The sequence below is a fragment of the Escherichia sp. AM3 genome (assembly GCF_032029835.1).
Classification (GTDB): Bacteria; Pseudomonadota; Gammaproteobacteria; order Enterobacterales; family Enterobacteriaceae; genus Escherichia; species Escherichia coli.
In genome coordinates this window covers 1-411 of record NZ_JAVUPQ010000609.1, presented here as the reverse complement: position 1 = coordinate 411, position 411 = coordinate 1, and the positions used below count along the sequence as shown (strand labels likewise).

1 pseudogene is annotated in these 411 nt (G+C 54.7%); it reads left to right on the top strand.

Features of this window, described 5'->3' with window-relative positions:
- Nucleotides 1–411, top strand: a pseudogene (locus tag RTW80_RS27505) (TonB-dependent siderophore receptor); the annotation flags it as partial.

Below are 411 nucleotides of genomic sequence, written 5' to 3'. Positions count from 1 at the left end.
CGGCGATGCCACCTTGCTTGATAACACCCAGACCGGCCTGCAGTACTCCGATCGGCTGGACATCATGGGAACTGGTACGCTGAACATCGATGAATCCCGGCAGCTTCAGTTGATCACACAGTACTATAAAAGCCAGGGCGACGACGATTACGGGCTTAATCTCGGGAAAGGCTTCTCTGCCATCAGAGGGACCAGCACGCCATTCGTCAGTAACGGGCTGAATTCCGACCGTATTCCCGGCACTGAGCGGCATTTGATCAGCCTGCAGTACTCTGACAGCGCTTTTCTGGGACAGGAGCTGGTCGGTCAGGTTTACTACCGCGATGAGTCGTTGCGAATCTACCCGTTCCCGACGGTAAATGAGAACAAACAGGTGACGGATTTCTCTTCGTCACAGCAGGACACCGACCA